Origin of the sequence: Polaromonas sp., assembly GCF_043778355.1 — a bacterium.
In the GTDB taxonomy this organism is placed as follows: Bacteria; Pseudomonadota; Gammaproteobacteria; order Burkholderiales; family Burkholderiaceae_C; genus Polaromonas.
Map to the genome: position 1 here is coordinate 1 of NZ_JAYWHI010000078.1, position 2,783 is coordinate 2,783.

General features: G+C 63.1%; 6 protein-coding genes. 2 read left to right on the forward strand and 4 right to left on the reverse strand.

Annotated elements, in window-relative coordinates; all coding sequences use genetic code 11:
* Nucleotides 1–292: pseudouridine synthase (locus ACH2CW_RS11545; RefSeq protein ID WP_395058222.1), on the reverse strand; the 292-nt coding region annotated here is incomplete at its 3' end.
* A gap of 306 nt (nt 293–598) precedes the next feature.
* Here ACH2CW_RS11545 and atpE point away from each other — a divergent pair.
* The gene (gene atpE, locus ACH2CW_RS11550) at nt 599–841 is read left to right on the forward strand and encodes a F0F1 ATP synthase subunit C (protein ID WP_395058224.1); all 243 of its coding nucleotides are present in this window, start codon (nt 599–601) and stop codon (nt 839–841) included.
* Here atpE and ACH2CW_RS11555 read toward each other — a convergent pair.
* Genes ACH2CW_RS11555 through ACH2CW_RS11565 form a run of 3 tightly spaced genes read right to left on the reverse strand, consistent with a single transcriptional unit; the run spans nt 838 to nt 2,603 of the window.
* Complete coding sequence (locus ACH2CW_RS11555) at nt 838–1,176, reverse strand: VF530 family DNA-binding protein (RefSeq protein ID WP_395058226.1); 339 nt, start codon at nt 1,174–1,176, stop codon at nt 838–840. The two genes, atpE and ACH2CW_RS11555, sit on opposite strands and share 4 nt — an antisense overlap.
* Nucleotides 1,115–1,258 carry a hypothetical protein gene (locus ACH2CW_RS11560; protein WP_300561999.1) on the reverse strand — a complete coding sequence of 48 codons (144 nt, stop codon included), beginning with the start codon at nt 1,256–1,258 and terminating at the stop codon, nt 1,115–1,117. Before ACH2CW_RS11560 ends, ACH2CW_RS11555 begins: the two co-directional genes overlap by 62 nt.
* 37 nt (nt 1,259–1,295) lie before the next feature.
* Nucleotides 1,296–2,603, reverse strand: coding sequence for an NAD(P)/FAD-dependent oxidoreductase (locus ACH2CW_RS11565; protein ID WP_395058229.1), 1,308 nt, complete (start codon nt 2,601–2,603; stop codon nt 1,296–1,298).
* On the opposite strand from ACH2CW_RS11565, the gene ACH2CW_RS11570 reads away from it, so the two are divergent.
* The coding region (locus tag ACH2CW_RS11570) for a hypothetical protein (RefSeq protein WP_395058231.1) at nt 2,598–2,783 on the forward strand (186 nt) is incomplete at its 3' end. The two genes, ACH2CW_RS11565 and ACH2CW_RS11570, sit on opposite strands and share 6 nt — an antisense overlap.

Sequence of the window (2,783 nt, forward strand, 5' to 3'; positions counted from 1 at the left end):
GGCGCCGCTCGAACAGCGCGCCCAGCGCCCGCTGGATGGCGATGCTGCGCGCCATCAGCAGCAGGCCCGAGGTCGCCATGTCGAGCCGGTGCACCACCAGTGCGTCGGGAAAGTGCTGCTGCACACGTGTGCTCAGGCAGTCCTGCTTGTCCGCGCCCCGGCCCGGCACTGACAGCAGGCCAGCGGGCTTGCCCAGCACCAGCAGGCTGGCGTCGGCATGGACCAGCTCAAAGCCAGGGGGCACCTCTGCATGACCTGCGGGGTCATTGTTTTGCGGTGAACCGGCCAGCATCATTGGGGCCTGTTCACACTATTTATGCAAAATGCGTTGCGAGTCAAAAAGGTCATGCGCGAGGCGCAAAACGCAGCCGGGCTGGCGCCCGGCAAGGCTTCGCAACACTGCGCATGGCCTTTTTGGCCGCAACCCGGAGGGAACGTGCTTAAAACAACGCCACTCGTCGTTGCACTCCTATCCCAGCCGCCCAGGCTGGGCGTCGTCGCGCGCCTAGATTGGCGCTGTTTTAAGCACGTTCGCATTTGTATAAATAGTGTGAACAGGCCCTAGCCATCAGCAAGTGTTTAACGAAGGAGAAAAATCATGACAGACGCAGGTGCCATTTCGATTGCAGCTGGCCTTTTGATCGGACTGGGCGCCATTGGCGCCTGCCTGGGCATAGGCGTGATGGGCGGGCGCTTCATCGAGGGCGCGGTGCGCCAGCCCGAGCTGATGGAGCCACTGCAGGTCAAGATGTTCCTGCTGGCTGGCCTGATTGACGCCAACTTCCTGATCGGTGTGGGCGTGGCCATGATGCTGCTGTTTGCCAACCCGCTGGGAGCTTAGGGCCCCACCTTTGGCGGCGGGAAGTTATGCACGGTGGGTGCTGCCCGCCGCTGCTCCCTCAGCATGAACAGGTACAGGCTTTCGACCTTCTCGCGGGCCCAGGGCGTCTTGCGCAAAAACTTGAGGCTGGACGGCACGCTGGGCTCGAAAGTGAAGCAGCGAATCGCTATCCGCTGGCCGAGATCTTCCCAGCCATAGTGGTCCGACAGGGCCGTGACCATGGTTTCCAGCGTCACGCCATGGAGGGGATTTGCCGGCTGGGCCGTCACTGCTTTATTTGTTCTTGAGTTTGCCGCGCAGGGGAACTTGCGTGACGATGGTGGGGCGCACCGCATCGGGCGAGACTGCTTTCGGCGGTGCGGTGTCCTTCTTCGGCTTCTTGACCATCTTGTCCTTGTTTTGCTGTCCTTTTGCCATGGTGTTCTCCGTTGGGTTGAAAAATATTCGCTGATTATCAGTGCAACTTGATGCGCGGGCGGTAGGTGCGGTCAATCATTTCGGACAAGGTGATCAGCGCGGTTTTTTTCCAGCCGCCCAGCGCCAGTTGGTGCTGCTTGTGCAGGGCCCAGTACATCAGCTTGGCCAGTTGTCCCTCGACAAAAAAGCTGCCCTTGGTCAGGCTGCCCATCAGGCTGCCGACCGAGGAATATTCAGACAGCGAAACCAGCGAACCCTGATCGCGGAACACAAAGGGCGACACCGGCTCGCCGCGCTGCAGGCGCGGCAGCGCCTTCACCAGGTACATGGCCTGCTGGTAGGCCGCCTGCGCACGTGGCGGCACCCAGGTGCCGTCGGGCTGCTGGCAGGCAGCGCAGTCGCCGAAGGCGTAAATGCTGGCGTCTGTGGTCTGCAGGTTACCGTTGACGACCAGCTGGTTGAGCCGGTTGGTCTCCAGCGGCTGCGCACCGCCCAGCGACTTCAGGAAGTCCCCGGCTTTGACCCCGGCGGCCCAGACCGTGAGGCTCGACGAGATCACCTTGCCGCTGGCCATCTTCAGGCTGCCTTCGGTGACTTCGACCACCTTTTCATTGGTGTGTACCTCGATGGCCAGTTTGCGCAACTCGCGCAGCGCCGACTCGCTCAGGCGCTCCGGCAGTTGCGCCAGCAGCCGCGGCGCGGCTTCCACCAGCACGATCTGCAAGTCCTTTTCCGGGTGAATGTGGTCGAAGCCGTAGTTGGCCAGCACGCGCGCCGATGCGTGCAGCTCGGCGGCGAGTTCCACGCCGGTGGCGCCGCCGCCGACAATGGCCACGGTCAGGCGGCCGCTGCCGGCGCTGCGCGGCACCGTCTGCGCGCGTATGCAGGCGTTGATCAGGCGGTCGTTGAAACGTTTGGCGGCCTGCGGGCTGTCGAGTTTGATCGTGTGTTCGGCTGCGCCCAGGGTGCCGAAGTCATTGGTCTGGCTGCCGACGGCAACCACCAGCGTGTCGTAGGCGAGTTCCTGCGCCGGCGTAATTTCCCGACCGGCCTCGTCGTGGCTTGCGGCAAGCTGCAGGGTTTTGCTGGCGCGGTCCAGGCCTTCAAGCCGGCCCAGCCGGAACTTGAAATGGTTCCAGCGTGCCTGCGCCAGGTACTCGATTTCCTCGGCATGGGTGTCGAAGCTGCCGGCGGCGAGCTGGTGCAGCAGCGGCTTCCACACATGGGTGCGCGCGGCGTCGACCAGCGTGATCTCGGCCAGCTTTTTTTTGCCCAGATGTTTGCCCAGCTGGGTGGCCAGCGCCAGCCCGCCGGCGCCCCCTCCGACGATGACGATGCGATGCATTTATTTTTCCTCTCCGGCCTGGGGCCGGTGGTGATGGTGTTGTGGCTACATGGTAACTGGCAGGGAGAGGTGGAGATCGGCGGGATTGGGGTAATGAGTCTATGCGGCGGTGAGGGCTTGAGGGTGCGTTGCGGTTTGCCAGCAAGCCGGGGGTTGCCCGGCAGCAACTCACTTTTCTTT